This is a genomic window from Bradyrhizobium valentinum (genome assembly GCF_001440405.1).
Classification (GTDB): domain Bacteria; phylum Pseudomonadota; class Alphaproteobacteria; order Rhizobiales; family Xanthobacteraceae; genus Bradyrhizobium; species Bradyrhizobium valentinum.
The window spans coordinates 1-15,342 of sequence record NZ_LLXX01000148.1; the positions used below are offsets into that span (position 1 = coordinate 1).

Annotated in this window: 16 protein-coding genes and 1 pseudogene; 5 read left to right on the forward strand and 12 right to left on the reverse strand. The window is 63.5% G+C overall.

All coding sequences use genetic code 11. The annotated features are described in order from the left end of the window. Positions 1-169: 169 nt before the first annotated feature. Positions 170-487, forward strand: coding sequence for a hypothetical protein (locus CP49_RS26155; protein WP_057853052.1), 318 nt, complete (start codon positions 170-172; stop codon positions 485-487). A 251-nt stretch (positions 488-738) separates the two neighbouring features. Here the strand turns inward: CP49_RS26155 and CP49_RS26160 are convergent, their stop codons facing one another. The 4 genes from CP49_RS26160 to CP49_RS26175 form a co-directional block, all read right to left on the reverse strand. After that, the gene (locus CP49_RS26160) at positions 739-1,749 is read right to left on the reverse strand and encodes an SMP-30/gluconolactonase/LRE family protein (RefSeq protein ID WP_156438672.1); all 1,011 of its coding nucleotides are present in this window, start codon (positions 1,747-1,749) and stop codon (positions 739-741) included. A gap of 138 nt (positions 1,750-1,887) precedes the next feature. Further along, entirely contained in the window at positions 1,888-2,298 is a 411-nt protein-coding gene (locus tag CP49_RS26165; RefSeq protein ID WP_057853054.1) for a DUF2000 family protein, read from the reverse strand. A gap of 85 nt (positions 2,299-2,383) precedes the next feature. Then, complete coding sequence (locus CP49_RS26170; protein ID WP_057853055.1) at positions 2,384-3,046, reverse strand: hypothetical protein; 663 nt, start codon at positions 3,044-3,046, stop codon at positions 2,384-2,386. A gap of 89 nt (positions 3,047-3,135) precedes the next feature. Further along, positions 3,136-3,525 carry a DUF4189 domain-containing protein gene (locus CP49_RS26175; protein ID WP_057853113.1) on the reverse strand — a complete coding sequence of 130 codons (390 nt, stop codon included), beginning with the start codon at positions 3,523-3,525 and terminating at the stop codon, positions 3,136-3,138. A 291-nt stretch (positions 3,526-3,816) separates the two neighbouring features. Between CP49_RS26175 and CP49_RS26180 the strand changes: the two are divergent. Further along, positions 3,817-4,853, forward strand: a pseudogene (locus CP49_RS26180) (IS110 family RNA-guided transposase). Positions 4,854-5,171: 318 nt separating this feature from the next. On the opposite strand, the gene CP49_RS26185 reads toward CP49_RS26180, so the two are convergent. From CP49_RS26185 to CP49_RS26220, 8 genes are all read right to left on the reverse strand, one after another. After that, entirely contained in the window at positions 5,172-6,776 is a 1,605-nt protein-coding gene (locus tag CP49_RS26185) for an NTP transferase domain-containing protein (protein WP_057853056.1), read from the reverse strand. Continuing rightward, positions 6,773-7,477, reverse strand: a complete 705-nt coding sequence (locus CP49_RS26190) for an XdhC family protein (RefSeq protein WP_057853057.1) — start codon at positions 7,475-7,477, stop codon at positions 6,773-6,775. Before CP49_RS26190 ends, CP49_RS26185 begins: the two co-directional genes overlap by 4 nt. Beyond that, positions 7,474-7,803: an XdhC family protein gene (locus CP49_RS26195; RefSeq protein WP_025589337.1), complete on the reverse strand. Its 330-nt coding sequence runs from the start codon at positions 7,801-7,803 to the stop codon at positions 7,474-7,476. Before CP49_RS26195 ends, CP49_RS26190 begins: the two co-directional genes overlap by 4 nt. A gap of 11 nt (positions 7,804-7,814) precedes the next feature. Beyond that, the gene (locus CP49_RS26200; protein WP_197423236.1) at positions 7,815-9,020 is read right to left on the reverse strand and encodes a vWA domain-containing protein; all 1,206 of its coding nucleotides are present in this window, start codon (positions 9,018-9,020) and stop codon (positions 7,815-7,817) included. A gap of 137 nt (positions 9,021-9,157) precedes the next feature. Then, complete coding sequence (locus tag CP49_RS26205) at positions 9,158-10,066, reverse strand: AAA family ATPase (RefSeq protein WP_057853059.1); 909 nt, start codon at positions 10,064-10,066, stop codon at positions 9,158-9,160. Between the two features lie 37 nt (positions 10,067-10,103). Then, positions 10,104-10,907, reverse strand: coding sequence for an FAD binding domain-containing protein (locus tag CP49_RS26210; RefSeq protein ID WP_057853060.1), 804 nt, complete (start codon positions 10,905-10,907; stop codon positions 10,104-10,106). Between the two features lie 42 nt (positions 10,908-10,949). Beyond that, positions 10,950-11,429: a (2Fe-2S)-binding protein gene (locus tag CP49_RS26215; protein ID WP_057853114.1), complete on the reverse strand. Its 480-nt coding sequence runs from the start codon at positions 11,427-11,429 to the stop codon at positions 10,950-10,952. 199 nt (positions 11,430-11,628) lie between these two features. Then, positions 11,629-12,075: an SRPBCC family protein gene (locus tag CP49_RS26220; RefSeq protein WP_057853061.1), complete on the reverse strand. Its 447-nt coding sequence runs from the start codon at positions 12,073-12,075 to the stop codon at positions 11,629-11,631. Between the two features lie 159 nt (positions 12,076-12,234). Between CP49_RS26220 and CP49_RS26225 the strand changes: the two genes are divergently transcribed. From CP49_RS26225 to CP49_RS26235, 3 genes are all read left to right on the forward strand, one after another. Continuing rightward, the gene (locus CP49_RS26225; RefSeq protein WP_057853062.1) at positions 12,235-13,590 is read left to right on the forward strand and encodes a 3-carboxy-cis,cis-muconate cycloisomerase; all 1,356 of its coding nucleotides are present in this window, start codon (positions 12,235-12,237) and stop codon (positions 13,588-13,590) included. Between the two features lie 134 nt (positions 13,591-13,724). Continuing rightward, the gene (gene pcaD / locus CP49_RS26230; RefSeq protein WP_057853063.1) at positions 13,725-14,507 is read left to right on the forward strand and encodes a 3-oxoadipate enol-lactonase; all 783 of its coding nucleotides are present in this window, start codon (positions 13,725-13,727) and stop codon (positions 14,505-14,507) included. Between the two features lie 197 nt (positions 14,508-14,704). Next, positions 14,705-15,097 carry a carboxymuconolactone decarboxylase family protein gene (locus tag CP49_RS26235; RefSeq protein ID WP_057853064.1) on the forward strand — a complete coding sequence of 131 codons (393 nt, stop codon included), beginning with the start codon at positions 14,705-14,707 and terminating at the stop codon, positions 15,095-15,097. Positions 15,098-15,342 lie beyond the last annotated feature (245 nt).

The following is a 15,342-nucleotide window of genomic DNA, read 5'->3' on the forward strand; positions in this document are numbered from 1 at the left end:
AGAGGCCGCGACCGCGCCGACCGACTGCCCGACGCGGGCCTGCGGCGGCGCAGCGAACCGCCACCGGTGCGGCATCCGCCCGCGCCGTCCAGCCTGTTCGGTCGCCGCGTTTTGGATTAGAATTATCGGATAACTGGCATGTGAAAGGGAACCAACAGGGGACCTGCCCATGACTCATATCGAAGAAACCCCACGCAAGCTCACTTTGAAAGCAGGCTCGACAACGCTGACGCTCGACAAGGAGTTCGGCAAGGCAACGCTGCAGCAAAAAATGCTGCTGTGGAAAAAGAAACCTGTCGAGTTCGCGCTCGACGACATCGACGACATCGCGGTGAAGTCGGACATCGACGGCCTGTCAGGCGCGCCAATCCACCATAGCGTGTTGCACCGGCGTACTGGCGAGATCACGGTTCTCACAACCGAGGAAGCCAAGGACGCCGACGAAACGGTCAAAAAGCTGCGTGGATTTGTTGGACTGCAGGGTTGAGGAGCAAAGCGGTTACTGCTCGGCTTCCGCGCTTGTGCGGACGCTGCTAGCTGTGAAACTTCAGCCCGCCGACCATCTTGTCGATCACCTTGCGCTCGGCACGCATCGCGATCCCGACGAGATTAAGCTCGGCGCGGATCACGCCTTAACCACCTCGCGGTTGGCGGCGTCGTGCGTGGTCTTGACTATCGTGGGCCGGGGGCGCTGTTTCAGAAGCCGCGCCCCGGCCGAGGTCAGACGCATCCCTATTCTCAGCGTGTATCGACCCTGTAAGCCACAATAGTGCCCTCCATCATCATCGGGATCATGACGATGCCATCCGGTCCCATCCCGAGGTCGGCGCTCCCCTTCGCGAGTGGAAGTAGGCGCGTCGCTGTGCCATCGCTCGCGATGCGGAACAGCCCGCCGGTCATCCAATCGGTGGCAAGATAGCCGCCCTTGCCATCGGGTTCGACGCCGTCGAGATTACCGACTGGTGTCGAGCTACCTAGATCGGACACTTTCTTCGTCGCGAGATCGACCGCCTTCATGCGGCCGGGCACCTTCGTTGAGAAGTCCGGGGCCATCTTGCCCCACGACGCAACCACAAGCCGGCCGTCTTCGACGAGGAGCCCGTTCGGATTTTCGAGCGCGTCATCCTGCAACAGGAGAGACAGCTTGCCGCCGTCGAGCACCCAAATGCTGTTTGACACCATATCGGAAGCGTAAATCCGTCCACTCTTGTCAGCCGCGAGGTCGTTCAAGAACTTGGATCCGGGTGCCTCGAACCGGTTCAGGACTTCGCCCTTGGCGAGGTCGATTTCCGCAATCCGGTCCACATCTGCGACGTATAGTTTGCCATTGGCAAGCGCGAGCCCGGTCGGACTGTCGAGTCCCTTGGCCCACTCGATTGTTACGACCTTTCCATCCGGCCCGAGCTTCGAAACGAAGCCGTTGCCATCCTTTTTCATCGGATCGCCGTTGACGTTCGAAACATAGACGGCCCCCGCAGCTCGGTCGAATACCGCCGATTCGGGGTTCTTGAAGCCACTCGCCTCCCACAGCTTCTGAGGTTCCGCGGCGCCGGCGCTGAAGGTAAGAACAGCTAACATTAATGCGGAGAGCTGAGGTGTCCTCATGGTAGCCTCCTCGTGCTGCCCCGACGAACGAACAAGCCAGTCACGGCCGGTGTTCCTCGGTTCTTCTTTTAAATTGCGCAGCGCCGGATTAGGCGGGCAGACCAGCATCTCGCGATGAGTTCGACTGTTTGGCGCGGCGAGCACTGCACCAACGATGTCCGGTCCGAGGATTGACTTACCAAGTCAACTCAGCAGTTAGCGCGGCGGCTGCTTTGAGGTCACCCTTCAACGATGCAGCCATGGCACAATGCCGGGCCAACAGCTCAGGCTTGCTCGAAACGCCTAGCTGTGAAACTTCAGCCCGTCGACGATCTTGTCTATCACCTTGCGCTCGGCGCGCATTGCGAGGCCTACGAGATTGAGCTCGGCGCGGATCACGCCCTTGACCACCTCGCGGTTGGCGGCGTCGTGCGTGGTCCTGAACATGTCCTCGGTATAGACCGCGGGCGTGACGTTCCTCGCGAGCGCCCGTTCGAGCGCGCGCGAAAGCGCCGGCCGGTCGGCGCCGTAGATCAGAATCGGCTGGCCGATCAGCGACAGATATTTCGTGCCCGATGCGTCGCCATAGGGCTCGCCGATACATTCGGGAAAGGCGGCAGCGATGCCGCCGGCCAGGAATGACGCGACGTTGAGCTTCTGCCACGCTTCGAGGTCGGTCCGGATCACGACCGCGATCTTGGTGTCGAATTGCATGATTACTCCGCTAGTGATCTGGGCATTAAGTGATTAGCGGCGACGCTTCAACGTCAAGCAAAGACATCACCCTGCCGACCTCCGCCTAAGTTCTCTTTAAGTAGGGACCGTTGAGAGTGAACTTTCCCGGAGAAAGAGCAACGCTGCTGCCGGACAAGCCAGCTGTAAATTTGGCGACCCACGGCAGTCTTGCTTCGATGGCTGCTGTAATGGCGTCAGTCGTCATCTCGATAGTGACGCCTCGCCAGCGGACACCGGGACCAAATGTCTGCTCTATCTGATCGACAGAAATTAGTTTCACAGTCGCAGGATCGGTTGAACTGGCGAACGTCACCAGGGTGGGCAGATTGTCAGGCTCCAGCTCCCATTTTCCGCGAAGCTCGGAAAGCGATGCCAGTTGGTGATCATCAAATAGATTCATCTTGAAATGCTTCGGCACAAGAAATGCAGGATAGGCATGCCCTTCCGCGAATGGACCGGACGCCAGAAGCGCTACAATATTTCGGCCGTTCCCGAGATCGACAAATGCAGCTTCTCCCCGCTCAGCGTATTCGAGCGGATTAACGCCGGGCAGGAAAACCGGCTGTTTGCTGACACTCACCTCGATCACGCTCGAACCGGAACGGAGCTGGCCGTCGACTTCGACATTCACGGTCATGCGATAGCGATAGCTGTAGGTCGGATATTTGAGCTTATACAGTACGACGACTAAGGCGATGATTCCCAATGCGATTGCGAGTCGTTTCATTGCGCCCTCGTACCGAATTGCATGATGGCTCCGACTCGATGTCAATCCCAGACGATGCTTCGTATTGCCCCGGAATGACGATAGCAAAATCACCCCTTGGCGTCGCAGGCCCAGGCGCGGATGACGCATTCCTTGCCGCCGAATTCGTAGCACTTCTTGGTCGCGGCGTTGAGCGAGCCCGAAATGCTGGGCTTTACGGCATAGCCGTGGGGACCACAGGGGTTGGTCATGTCGACGGCGAACGCGGCGCAGGCGCGCTTCATGGTGACCGCGGTGCAGTTGCCCTTGCATTGCTTCAACGCTGCAGCGCGCGCCGGAGCCTCGGCAGGATAATCATAGGCCTGGCCATAGGCGCCGCACTTGCCGACGGCGAATGCGCCCGCCGCCCAAGCCCTGGTGATGTAGCTCGAGACGCCCAGTATCAGCGTCAGCGCAATGATAAAGAGCGCGCGGCGCTGTGCCGCGACGGTCGAAACGATCAAAGTCCCCTCCCCCGAGGTAACGCGAGGATTTTAGCGGGGGCGAGTTTCCAGTTGGTGAATGGAGTTCGTGTATTGGACCCTCATGGTGAGGAGGCGCGAATGCGCCGTCACCGGACGATGCTTCGCATCGCCGGGAGAACCATGTGGCCCCGCTCGTGCCATTCATCCTTCGAGACGCGCGAAGACGCGCTCCTCAGGATGAGGTCTGGCTGATGGTGTGGACGGCCCCCTACGGCATCAGTTGTGCCAGAATGAGGTTGTTGCAAATCTCAGACAAGGGAGCCGTCCGTGAAGCAGATTAGCCGCATTGGCATGGATACGTCGAAGTATATTTTTGTACTGCATGGAGTTGATGCGGCGGAGCAGGTGGTGTTGCGCAAGAAACTTTCGCGCAAGCAGGTGCTGGAGTTCTTTGCCAAATTGCCGCCGACGCTGATCGGGATGGAGGCCTGCGGGGCTTCGCAATATTGGGCGCGGGAGCTTCGCAAGCTTGGTCATGAGGTGAAGCTGATGGCTCCGCAATTGGTGAAGCCCTACGTGATGCGGAACAAGAATGACTGGCGGGATGCGGAAGGCCTGTGTGAAGCGATGAGCCGGCCGAGCATGCGGTTTGTGCCGGTAAAGAGCGCCGAGCAGCAGGCTGCATTGATGCTGACAGGAATCCGCGATGGATTGATCGCCCGGCGCACTTGACCAATACGATCCGCGGCCATGCGGCGGAGTATGGCCTGATTGCGCCCAAGGGGTTGGACAAGATCGAGCCGTTGTTGGCGCAGATTGCCCAGGACGAGACGCTTCCCGCGATGGCGCGCGAGCTGTTTACGGTGCTGGGCCGCGAATGCACCCGGCTCGAGGGCGAGCTGGAGGCGATCGAGGCCAAGCTGATGGCCTGGCACCGTGGCGATGATATGGGCCGCCGGCTGGCGCAGATCCCTTCGGTCGGCCCGATCGTGGCGACGGCGCTGGTGATGAAGACACCAGATCCGCGCGCGTTCCGCTCCGGCAGGCACTTTGCGGCCTGGCTCGGCCTCACGCCCAAGGACCATTCCACCGCCGGCAAGACCAGGCTCGGCAAGATCACCCGGGCCGGCGATGAGGACCTTCGTCGCCTGCTGGTGATCGGGGCGACCGCGGTGATCCAGCAGGCCAGGCGTGGCCGCGGCCATCACTCGCGCTGGCTGCTGGCATTGATCCAGCGCAAGCCGCCGAAGCTCGCGGCCGTGGCGCTCGCCAACAAGGTGGCCCGCATCGCCTGGAAGCTGATGGTCACGGGGGAGGCGTACGACGCGACGCGGATCAATGCCGCGGCGGCAGTCGCCGCTTAACAGGTTGGCCGGCCGGCGGCTCGTCCGCCGACCGACCCGGAAGCTGCAAGAGCAGATGGAGCGATCGATCGAGCAACGATGCGAGACAATCCGTGGGACCCATTGGCCGCCAACAGGTCGCCAGGCTGTTTGGAACTCGCATCGCGCACACCATCTTGGCCAGCGATCAACACAATCGCACTTACAGGCCGGACATATGGATGCAAGCGATCCGATCTCACTCAAAAAAGCTCTTGTGCCACGGGGGCCGTCCACATATGGGTCCCGGCTCCTGATGCGCAATTGCGCATAAGGGCCGGGACGACAGCGGTGGTTACTTTACGACCGCCGCGCCGCTTCGAGCGCTTGCGGGGTGTCGATGTCGAGGAAGGCGCTCTGGCCGTCGACCGGGACTTCAGCCACTGCCTCGGTGTGTTTGGCGATCAGGTGGCGGGCGCCGACGTCGCCATCCAGCGTCATCAGTTCCTTGAAGAAGCGCCGCGACCACAGCACGGGATTGCCGCGGCGGCCGTCGCTGACGGGGACTGCGATCAGATGGCCGCGGTCCGGCGCAAAGGTTTCGATCAACTGATCGATCAGTTTGGCAGAGATCAGCGGCATGTCGCCGAGGCAGACGATGGCGCCGTCGGCGTTTTCTGGCACCGCCGATATGCCGGCCTTGACCGAGGACGCAAGGCCGCCGGCGAAATCCGGGTTGCGGACGAATTTTACATTGAGGCCTGCCAGCGCCTGCTCGACCAGTTCGGCCTGATGGCCGGTGACGACGATGACGTCAGTCGCTTTCGAGGCCAGCGCCTGTTCGGCGACGATCCGCACCAATTTCTTGCCGTCGATTTCGGCCAAGAGCTTGTTGGGGCCGCCCATCCGCGTCGAGCGCCCGGCAGCCAGAACGATGGCGGTAACGTTTCGATTGGCTTCGAGATCGGCCACGGTGCGCGGCTGCGGCCGCGTGACGATTTCCATCAGGAGACCGCCGACGCCCATACCGGTCAGTTCCGCGCGCGTGACCTTCAGCCCGGCGAGAAGCCGCATCAGCACCCAGTCAAAGCCGTTCTCGACCGGCGAGCGAGCGCAGCCGGGCGCGCCCAGCACCGGCACGCCGCCGGCGCTGCCGATCAGGAGCAGATTGCCGGGGTCGACCGGCATGCCGAAATGTTCGATAGCGCCGCCGATCTCCGTGATCGCGGCAGGGATCACGTCGCGGCGGTCGGCGATCGCGGAAGCGCCGAACACGATCACGAGTTCGGCGCCGAGGCCGAGCAATTCCTTGATCGAGGCCGCCAGCGCCATCTCGTCGTGCGGCACGCGTCGCTCGGCGATGATGCTGGCGCCGGCCGGGGCCAGCCGCTCCGCCGTCACGCGCAAGGTCTTGTCGATCACCTTGGGCGCGAGCCCCGGCAAAAGCGTCGAGACCACGCCGACGCGCTTGATGACATAGGGCGCAATCCGCAGCGTGTTCTTTCCCGCGACTTCAACAGCGACGTCGCGCAGCTTTGCTTCGACGCCGAACGGAATGAGTTTTACCGTCGCGATCATCTCGCCTTCGACGACCGGCTTGAAGGCTGAGAGCGTCGCGAAAGTTATTGCTTCGTCGACACCATTGATGCGGTCGACCGCGGCACGATCGACCACCAGTACGCCGGGCTGCGCCGCGAACAGGTTGGAGCGGCCGGTGAAGGCGCGCTCGACCGTGACGCCCTCGCCGGCAACCGCCTGCGCAATGCTGGCAGCGGCTTCGTCTTCGGAGACGTCGCCCTCCTCCAGCCGCACTACCACGATTTCCGCAACGCCGGCCTTGTTGAGCGCCTCGACCTCGGCGGGACCGATCGTGGTGCCTTTCTTGAGCACCAGCGATCCCTGCCGCAGCGTGTGGACGGTAACGCCGCCAATCGCGTCTTCCGGACTGGCGGGACCGAACTTCATGCCGCCTGTACCTTCGCAGTTTCTTTCGGCAGCCGCAGCTCGGCGGTGATCTCGGCCATGATCGCGACCGCGATCTCCGACGGCGACACTGCGCCGATGGAAAGGCCGATCGGCGCATGAATGCGCGCGATGTCTGTGTCGGACGCACCCTGCGCCTTCAGCCGCTCGGCGCGCTTGGCATGGGTCTTTCGCGAGCCCAGCGCGCCGATATAGAAGCAGTCGCGTTCGAAGGCGTGCAGCAGCGCCGGATCGTCGATCTTGGGATCGTGCGTGAGGGCAACGAACGCCGTGTAATGATCGATGTTGAGCGGCGGCAGCGCCACATCGGGCCATTCGGCGACCAGCGGCACGTCTGGAAATCGTTCGGGGCTTGCAAAGGCCGTGCGCGGATCGACAACCGTCACATCGTAATCGAGCGAACGCGCCAGCGGCGCCAGCGCCTGGCTGATATGGACGGCGCCGACGATGACGAGCCGCGCGGTCGGCGCGTAGACGTTGAGAAACAGTTTTTTGCCGCCGGACTCGATCATGCCGCTCTTGCCCATGCGGAGCTGCTTGGCTAGTTCGCCCCCCAGCGGATCGGTGGCGATGTCCTTGGCCTTCACCAGCCGCTGCTCGCCATTGGCGACATCGGTCACCACGATGACCGGACGGCGCGCGGCGCGCTCGGCATTAACCTGCGTAAGAGTTTCCAATTTCACGACTGGCCCACCTTCTCGACAAAGACGCGGATGGTGCCGCCGCAGGACAGCCCGACATTCCAGGCGGTCTCGTCGGCGACGCCGAATTCCAGCATCTTGGGCTTGCCGCTGGCGATCACGTCGAGCGCCTCGGTGACCACGGCGCCCTCGACGCAGCCGCCGGAGACGGAGCCCAGGAATGTGCCGTCATCGTTAATGACAAGGCTGGAGCCGGCCGGCCTCGGGGCCGAGCCCCAGGTCTCGACCACAGTCGCAAGCGCCACGCCGTGGCCGGCCTTCTGCCAGTTCTCGGCGGCTTGCAGAATGTCTTCGTCGCGGTTGAGCATTTGGTGCCCTTTCAAGCTGCTGAACGGATGCGGCTCATGTGGTGCGGCGGGGGCGGCGCCGAAAGCGCCGCGATCAGCCCTTCCATCGAGGTCAAGTTATGCACCGGGCGGAATTCGTCAACGTGCGGCAGCATCATTTTGATACCCTGGGCTTTGGCCTCGAATCCGCTGTAGCGCAAGAGCGGGTTGAGCCAGATCAGACGGCGGCACGACCGGTGCAGCCGGTCCATTTCGAACGCCAGCTTGGCGTCGGCTTCGCGCTCGAGCCCGTCGGAGATCAGGAGCACGATGGCGCCCTGGCCGAGCACGCGCCGGCCCCACAATTTGTTGAAGCTGTGCAGCGAGGTCGCGATCCGGGTGCCGCCGGCCCAGTCCTCCACCGACGACGAACAGCTTGCCAGCGCCTCGTCGGGGTCCCGCGCGCGCAGCGCCCGCGTCACATTGGTCAGCCGCGTGCCGAACAGGAACACCGACACGCGCTTGCGGGCGTCGGTGATGGCATGGAGGAAATGCAGGAACAGGCGGGTATATTCGCTCATCGATCCCGATATATCGAGCAGCGCCACGATCGGCGCCGGCTTCTCGATCCGGCCGAGCTTTCTGATGTCGATGATCTCGCCGCCGGTGCGCAAGGAGCTGCGCAGCGTGCGCCGCATGTCGAGCTTGAGGCCCTTGCCGTCCGGCTGGTAACGGCGGGTGCGCAGCTCGGCCTGCGGCAGCTTCATATTGGCGATGGCGCGGGTGACCTCGGCAATCTCGGCCGCGCTCATCTGCGCAAAGTCCTTTTTCTGCAGGATCTCCTTGTCGGAGACCGACAGGCGCAGTTCCTGCTCCTGGATCTGCTGCTCCTCGTCGCGCACCGAGGGCTGCGCCAGCGCCTCCTGCACGCGGCGCGAAGCCGGCGGCGGCTTCTTCTTGGCATGGTCCGGCAGCGGTACCGAATCCAGCATGTGCTTCCAGTCTTCGGCGGCGCGGAAGAACAGGTCGAAGGCCTGCGCAAAGATCAGCATATGCTCACGGCGCTTGACGAAGATCGCCTCCAGCGTGGCGTAGACGTCGGCGCGGTGGCCGATCTCGATCGCCTGCAGGGCGTTGAGTGCATCGATTACCGCACCCGGGCCGACCGGAATTCCGGCCGCGCGGAGTGCGCGGGCGAAGCCGACGACGTTGTCGGCCATGTGCCCGGTCGGCGGATTGAGGTGATCGATGGTTGTCATGGTAGCCTCCGCCGTCATTCCGGGGCGACGCGTCAGCGTCGAACTACGATGTGCAATTGCACATCGGAGAATCTCGAGATTCCGGGTTCGTGCTTCGCACGCCCCGGAATGACGGTGCGTTTGTCACGACGCGCGCCCTAGCTCTCGCTCGTCGCGTCCTTCAAAACCTTCTGCAGCGCGTCGCCCTGCATCCGCGCGATGTCGTCCTGGTATTTCAGCAACGCACCGAGCGTGTCGCCGACCAGTTGCGGCGTCAGCGAACGGGCGTCGAGCTCGGTCAGCGCGGTGGCCCAGTCGATGGTCTCGGCCACACCCGGCGACTTGTAGAAATCCTGGTCGCGCAGCGCCTGCACGAAGTGGACGACCTGCTGCGACAGCTTTGCGGAAATGCCCGGCACGCGCGACTTGACGATCGCGAGCTCACGCTCGGCCTCGGGATAATCGACCCAATGATAGAGACAGCGGCGCTTCAGCGCGTCGTGGATCTCGCGCGTGCGGTTCGAGGTGATGATGACGATCGGCGGATGCGGCGCCTTGATGGTGCCGAATTCGGGGATCGTGACCTGGAAGTCGCTGAGGATTTCCAAAAGATACGCCTCGAACGCCTCGTCGGCGCGGTCGAGTTCGTCGATCAGGAGCACCGGCGCGCCGGCGACATCCGGCTCCAGCGCCTGCAGCAGCGGGCGCTTGATCAGAAAGCGCTCGGCGAAAATATCCGACGACAACTGCTCGCGATCGGTATCGCCGGCGGCTTCCGCCAGCCGGATCGCGATCATCTGCGCGGCGCTGCTCCACTCATAGACGGCGGAGGCGACGTCGAGCCCTTCGTAGCATTGCAGGCGGATCAGCTTGCGCCCGAGCGCCGCCGACAGAACCTTTGCAATCTCCGTCTTTCCGACGCCCGCCTCGCCTTCGAGAAACAGCGGCCGGCCCATGCGCAGCGACAGGTAGGTCACCGTCGCCAGCGACCGCTCGGCCAGGTAGCCGCGCGAGGTCAGGAGTTCGAGCATGCCATCGACGGATTTGGGCAGCGCCGATGTACTCATGGGATAGCCAATCTTGATACGCCAGAAATCGGCAAACTTACTTCGCCGTCGCGGCTTCGACGGCGCGGCGCGTCAGCACGCCGATCAGGTGCGCGCGGTATTCGGCGCTGCCGTGCAGATCGCTGTTCAGTCCCTCAGCAGAAGCCGAGACACCGTCGAGCACCTTGTGCGAGAAGCGCTTCTTCAAGGCTTCCTCGAACGCGGTGGCGCGGAACACGCCGTCCGAGCCGGCGCCGGTGACGGCCACCCGCACATCCGACGGCCGCTTGGCGACGAACACACCGACCAGCGCGTAACGCGAGGCCTGGTTGCGGAATTTGATGTAGGCCGCCTTCTTCGGCAGCGGGAACATCACCTTCGTGATGATCTCGTCGTTCTCGAGCGCGGTCGTGAACAGCCCCTGGAAGAACTCTTCCGCCTTCAGGCGGCGCTTGTTGGTGACGATGGTGGCGCCGAGCGCGAGCACGGCTGCCGGATAATCCGCGGTCGGGTCATTGTTGGCGAGCGAGCCGCCGAGCGTGCCCTTGTGGCGCACCGCGGGATCGCCGATTCCGCCCGCGAGCTCGGCCAGCGCCGGGATGGCTTCGCCGACGATCGGCGACGTCGCGACGTCAGCATGCTTGGCGGTCGCACCGATCACCAGCGAACGGCCCTTCATCTCGATGGCGTCGAGCCCTTCGATATGAGAGAGATCGATCAGATGCGGCGGGCTGGCGAGGCGCTGCTTCATGACCGGCACCAGCGTATGGCCGCCGGCGATCACCTTGGCGTCTTCGTTCTTCACCAGAAGATTGGCGGCCTGCCGCACGGTCGCCGGACGATGATATTTGAATTCGTACATGAGAACTTCCTGAGCGCGGTCGCGATGAAATCGATTTGTCGATTAAGCGGATTTGGCCATCGCCTTGGCGCCGGCGGCGATCGAGGTAACGATGTTCTGGTAGCCGGTGCAGCGGCACAGATTGCCTTCGAGCTCCTCGCGGATGACATGGTCCGGAAGGTCATGGCCCTTGCGATTGACCAGATCGACCGCGGTCATGATCATGCCGGGGGTGCAGAAGCCGCACTGCAGGCCGTGATGTTCGCGGAAGGCTTCCTGCATCGGATGCAGCGGCGCACCATCGGCGGCCAGGCCCTCGATGGTGCGGACTTCGTGGCCGTCGGCCATCACCGCGAGCGTGGTGCAGGACTTCACTGCCTTGCCGTCGAGATGCACGACGCAGGCACCGCACTGCGAGGTGTCGCAGCCGACATGGGTGCCCGTCAGCCGCAGATTTTCCCGCAGAAACTGGACCAGCAAGGTACGGGGATCGACATTGGCGTTTACGGGGTTACCGTTCACGATCAGGGAAATCTTGGCCATCACCACTCTCTTGAGCTGCACTGCCGCATATCGGCCGCGCAGGCGTTTAAAGTCATTCCAGAGGCCATAATATGGGCCATCCCGGTAATGAGCAACCTCAGGAGCCCCTCGCCTGGGACATGGCCTGAAAGACTTGACGACCTGTTCGGACGGGGCCGGCGCGCAGGAATCAGCCGGCTCTGAATCAGCCGGCTCCGTATCAGCCCTGCACGGCCTTGCCGAAATTGGCGAAGAATTCGTCGGCCAGCTTCTTGGCCGCGCCATTGATCAGCCGCTGTCCGAGCTGGGCCAGCTTGCCGCCGATCTGCGCCTCGACATTATAGCTCAGCAGGGTGCCGCCATCCTTTTCGGTCAGCGCCACCGTGGCGCCCCCCTTTGCGAAGCCGGCGACGCCGCCCTCGCCTTCGCCCGAGATCTTGTAACCGTTGGGCGGGTCGAGATCGCTGAGCATGACCTTGCCCTTGAAGCGGGCGGAGACCGGCCCGACCTTCATTTTGGCGACGGCGCGGAAGCCGTTGTCTTCCGTCTTTTCCAGCTCCTCGCAGCCGGGAATGCAGACCTTCAGTACCTCCGGATCGTTCAGCTTGGCCCACACGGCCTCGCGCGTCGCCGCAAGCTGGACTTCGCCGTTCATCGTCATGGCCATGGGGGGTGCCTCCTGGATCGCCTTAACCTGATCTTCCCCAAGTAAAGCACACCCGGGCCAAAAGGAAGGGCGATAAACGATGCATATTCGCAAGTGCAACAAGTGCACGGCGACAAGGGCATTGGCATTGACAGGCCGGGATGGTTAGGTCGCACGAAGATGAGCACGCCCCTCTCCCCATTGCTTGCCCCGATGCTGTCGAGCGCCGCGATGCGCGCGGTCTGCGACGATGCCACGACCTTGCAATATATGCTGGATTTCGAAGCGGCGCTGGCGCGCGCCGAGGCCGCGGTGGGGGTCATTCCAGCGAGCGCAGCTCTCCCGATCACAAATGCGTGCCGGGCCGAATCATTCGACCTCGCCACGCTTGCTGATGCCGCGACCAGATCCGGCAACCTCGCTATCCCGCTCATCAAGGCGCTGACGTCTGATGTCGCCAAGGTCGATGCCGAAGCCGCGCGCTATGTGCATTGGGGCGCGACCAGCCAGGACGTCATCGATACCGGCGCCATGCTCGGCCTTCGCGCCGGCATCGACGCGCTGCTCACCGATATCGATCGCGCGATCGCAGGCTTTGCCGGGCTGGCGCGTCAGCACCGCCACACCCCGGTGGTCGCCCGCACCTGGCTGCAGCATGCGCTGCCGATGCCGTTCGCCCTGAAGCTCGCCGAATATGCCGCCGCGCTGCAGCGCTCGCGCGCGCGGCTCAAGCGCCTGCGCGGCGAGACGCTGGCGCTGCAATTCGGCGGCGCCGCCGGCACGCTTGCCGCCCTCGGTGACAAGGGATTGGCGGTCGCAGAGAAGCTGGCCGAGGAGCTGCAATTGCCCTTGCCCGACGCGCCCTGGCACACCCACCGCGACCGCATTGCGGAAGCGGCCTCGGTGCTCGCCATCATCGCCGGCACCTGCGGCAAGATCGCGCGCGACGTTTCGCTGATGATGCAGACCGACGTCGGCGAAGCGTTCGAGCCCTCGGGCGAAGGCCGCGGCGGCTCCTCCACCATGCCGCACAAGCGCAATCCCGTTGCGGCAGCCAGCGCGCTAGCGGCGGCCACCATGGCGCCCAATCTCGCGGCGACGATTTTTGCCGCGCAGGTGCAGGATCACGAGCGCAGCGCCGGCCCCTGGCACGCGGAATGGCCGACGCTGCCGACACTGTTGCTGGTCACTTCGGGCGGGCTGGCGGCGATCGTCGATATCGCAGAGGGGCTGGAAGTCGATGCCGCGCGGATGCGCCAAAATCTCGACGCGACCGACGGGCTGATCATGGCCGAGGCGGTGACGATGGCGCTCGCCGAAAAGATCGGCAAGAGCGACGCGCATCATCTGATCGAGGCGGCCAGCAAGAAAGCGGTCAAGGAAAAGAAACATCTGCGCGACGTGCTGACGGCGGATCTGAAGATCACTGCGCAGCTCGGCGTTGACGAAATCGCAAAACTGTTCGAGCCGATGGCCTATCAGGGCGCTTCGCAAGCCCTGATCGACCGCCTGCTCGCTTCGCTGGACCAAGGTTGATGTCATTGCCGGGCTTGACCCGGCAATCCATCTCCTTGAATAGAGTTTTGTTTTTTGATGGATGCGCGGGGGTATCCTGGGGTTAAGACGCGCTTCGCGCTTTTGCCCGCGCATGACAGCGGAGGTTTAGAACCATGCCGATGATCGACGCCGACGGGTGCCTGCTCAACGTATCCGTCGAAGGCCGCGACGGCGGACCGACGCTGATGCTGTCGAATTCGCTGGGCTCGACCATGCAGATGTGGGAGCCGCAGATGAAGGCGCTGACGCAGGTGTTCCGCGTCATCCGCTACGACCGGCGCGGCCACGGCAAGTCGAGCGTGCCGCCCGGCCCCTATTCACTGGAGCGTTTCGGCCGCGACGTGCTGGCGATCCTCGACGACCTTAACATCGCGAGGGCCCATTGGTGCGGCCTGTCGATGGGCGGCATGGTCGGGCAATGGCTGGGCGCCAACGCGCCCGACCGATTTGGCAAGATCATCCTGGCCAACACCACCTGCCACTACCCGGACCCGACGCGCTGGAACGACCGCATCAAGACGGTAAAGGAAGGCGGCATCGCCGCGGTCGCCGACACCGTGATCGCGGGCTGGCTGACCGCGGATTTTCGCGAGCGCGAGCCGCAGATCACCGCCAACATGAAGGCGATGATGCTGACCACGCCGGTCGAGGGCTACATCGCCTGCTGCGAGGCGCTGTCGACGCTCGACCAGCGCGAGCTGCTGCCCAAAATCAAAAGCCCGACACTGGTGATCGCCGGCCGCCACGACATGTCGACGACGATCGCAGACGCCGAATTCATGCGCAGCCGGATTCCCGGCGCCAGCATGACCATCCTCGATGCGGCGCATATTTCCAACGTCGAGCAGCCGCACGCCTTCACCGATGCGGTGATCGGCTTCCTGACGCAACGCTAGTTACCGCAACCAAGGACGTCATTGCGAGGAGCGTAAGGGACAACGGAGACGCCGTCATTCCGGGATGGTGCGTCAGCACCAGACCCGGAATCTCGAGATTCTCAGGTGCGCAATTGCGCACCATAGTTCGATGCTTCGCATCGCCCCGGAATGCCGGCCTCTCACTTCGCTTCGCTCAATGACGGGAGGAGACACTGATGGACGACAACAAGCGCCGCGACGACGGCATGGCCCAGCGCCGCAAGGTGCTCGGCAATGAATGGGTCGACAAGTCGATCAAGAACCGCAACGCATTCAATACCGACTTCCAGGACCTGATCACGCGCTATGCCTGGGGCGATATCTGGACCCGGCCGCATTTCGATCACCGCACCCGCCGCGTGCTTGTCATCGGCACCATGGTGGCGCTCGGACAGTGGGATGAATTCCGCCTGCATGTGCGCGCAGCCCTTGCCGAAGGCGGCTTCACGCCTGATGACATCAAGGAAATCCTGCTGCAGCAGGCGATCTATTGCGGCGTGCCGGCGGCCAACCACGCCGTCAAGGAAGCAGGCGCGATCATCGCTGAACTAGGTTTGCTGAAGGGATAGCCCGGCGGGCGCCGTGCCGAGGCACTGGTGTCCCGGACGCGGCGCAGCGGCCCTTGGCGGTGCGACGCTGAGCCGGGACCAGATGCAGCCGACCTGGGTCCCGGCTCTGCGTCACATCACCATGGTGCGTCGAAGACGCGCATGAACGCGCTGGTGCCGCGCCGCGTCCAGGACACGAACTGGTGCCCATAAAAGAAAGGTCCCACCTTCCGGCAGGACCTTCTCTTACTCACTCACCAGTCCGG

What these genes read in the sequence shown, in the direction of transcription:
- CP49_RS26155 (WP_057853052.1), top strand. Translation starts at nt 170, where the DNA reads ATGACTCATATCGAAGAAACCCCACGCAAGCTCACTTTGAAAGCAGGC.
- CP49_RS26165 (WP_057853054.1), bottom strand. Translation starts at nt 2,298, where the DNA reads ATGCAATTCGACACCAAGATCGCGGTCGTGATCCGGACCGACCTCGAA.
- CP49_RS26170 (WP_057853055.1), bottom strand. Translation starts at nt 3,046, where the DNA reads ATGAAACGACTCGCAATCGCATTGGGAATCATCGCCTTAGTCGTCGTA.
- CP49_RS26185 (WP_057853056.1), bottom strand. Translation starts at nt 6,776, where the DNA reads ATGAAGTTCGGTCCCGCCAGTCCGGAAGACGCGATTGGCGGCGTTACC.
- CP49_RS26195 (WP_025589337.1), bottom strand. Translation starts at nt 7,803, where the DNA reads ATGCTCAACCGCGACGAAGACATTCTGCAAGCCGCCGAGAACTGGCAG.
- CP49_RS26200 (WP_197423236.1), bottom strand. Translation starts at nt 9,020, where the DNA reads ATGACAACCATCGATCACCTCAATCCGCCGACCGGGCACATGGCCGAC.
- CP49_RS26205 (WP_057853059.1), bottom strand. Translation starts at nt 10,066, where the DNA reads ATGAGTACATCGGCGCTGCCCAAATCCGTCGATGGCATGCTCGAACTC.
- CP49_RS26210 (WP_057853060.1), bottom strand. Translation starts at nt 10,907, where the DNA reads ATGTACGAATTCAAATATCATCGTCCGGCGACCGTGCGGCAGGCCGCC.
- CP49_RS26215 (WP_057853114.1), bottom strand. Translation starts at nt 11,429, where the DNA reads ATGGCCAAGATTTCCCTGATCGTGAACGGTAACCCCGTAAACGCCAAT.
- CP49_RS26220 (WP_057853061.1), bottom strand. Translation starts at nt 12,075, where the DNA reads ATGGCCATGACGATGAACGGCGAAGTCCAGCTTGCGGCGACGCGCGAG.
- CP49_RS26225 (WP_057853062.1), top strand. Translation starts at nt 12,235, where the DNA reads ATGAGCACGCCCCTCTCCCCATTGCTTGCCCCGATGCTGTCGAGCGCC.
- pcaD (WP_057853063.1), top strand. Translation starts at nt 13,725, where the DNA reads ATGCCGATGATCGACGCCGACGGGTGCCTGCTCAACGTATCCGTCGAA.
- CP49_RS26235 (WP_057853064.1), top strand. Translation starts at nt 14,705, where the DNA reads ATGGACGACAACAAGCGCCGCGACGACGGCATGGCCCAGCGCCGCAAG.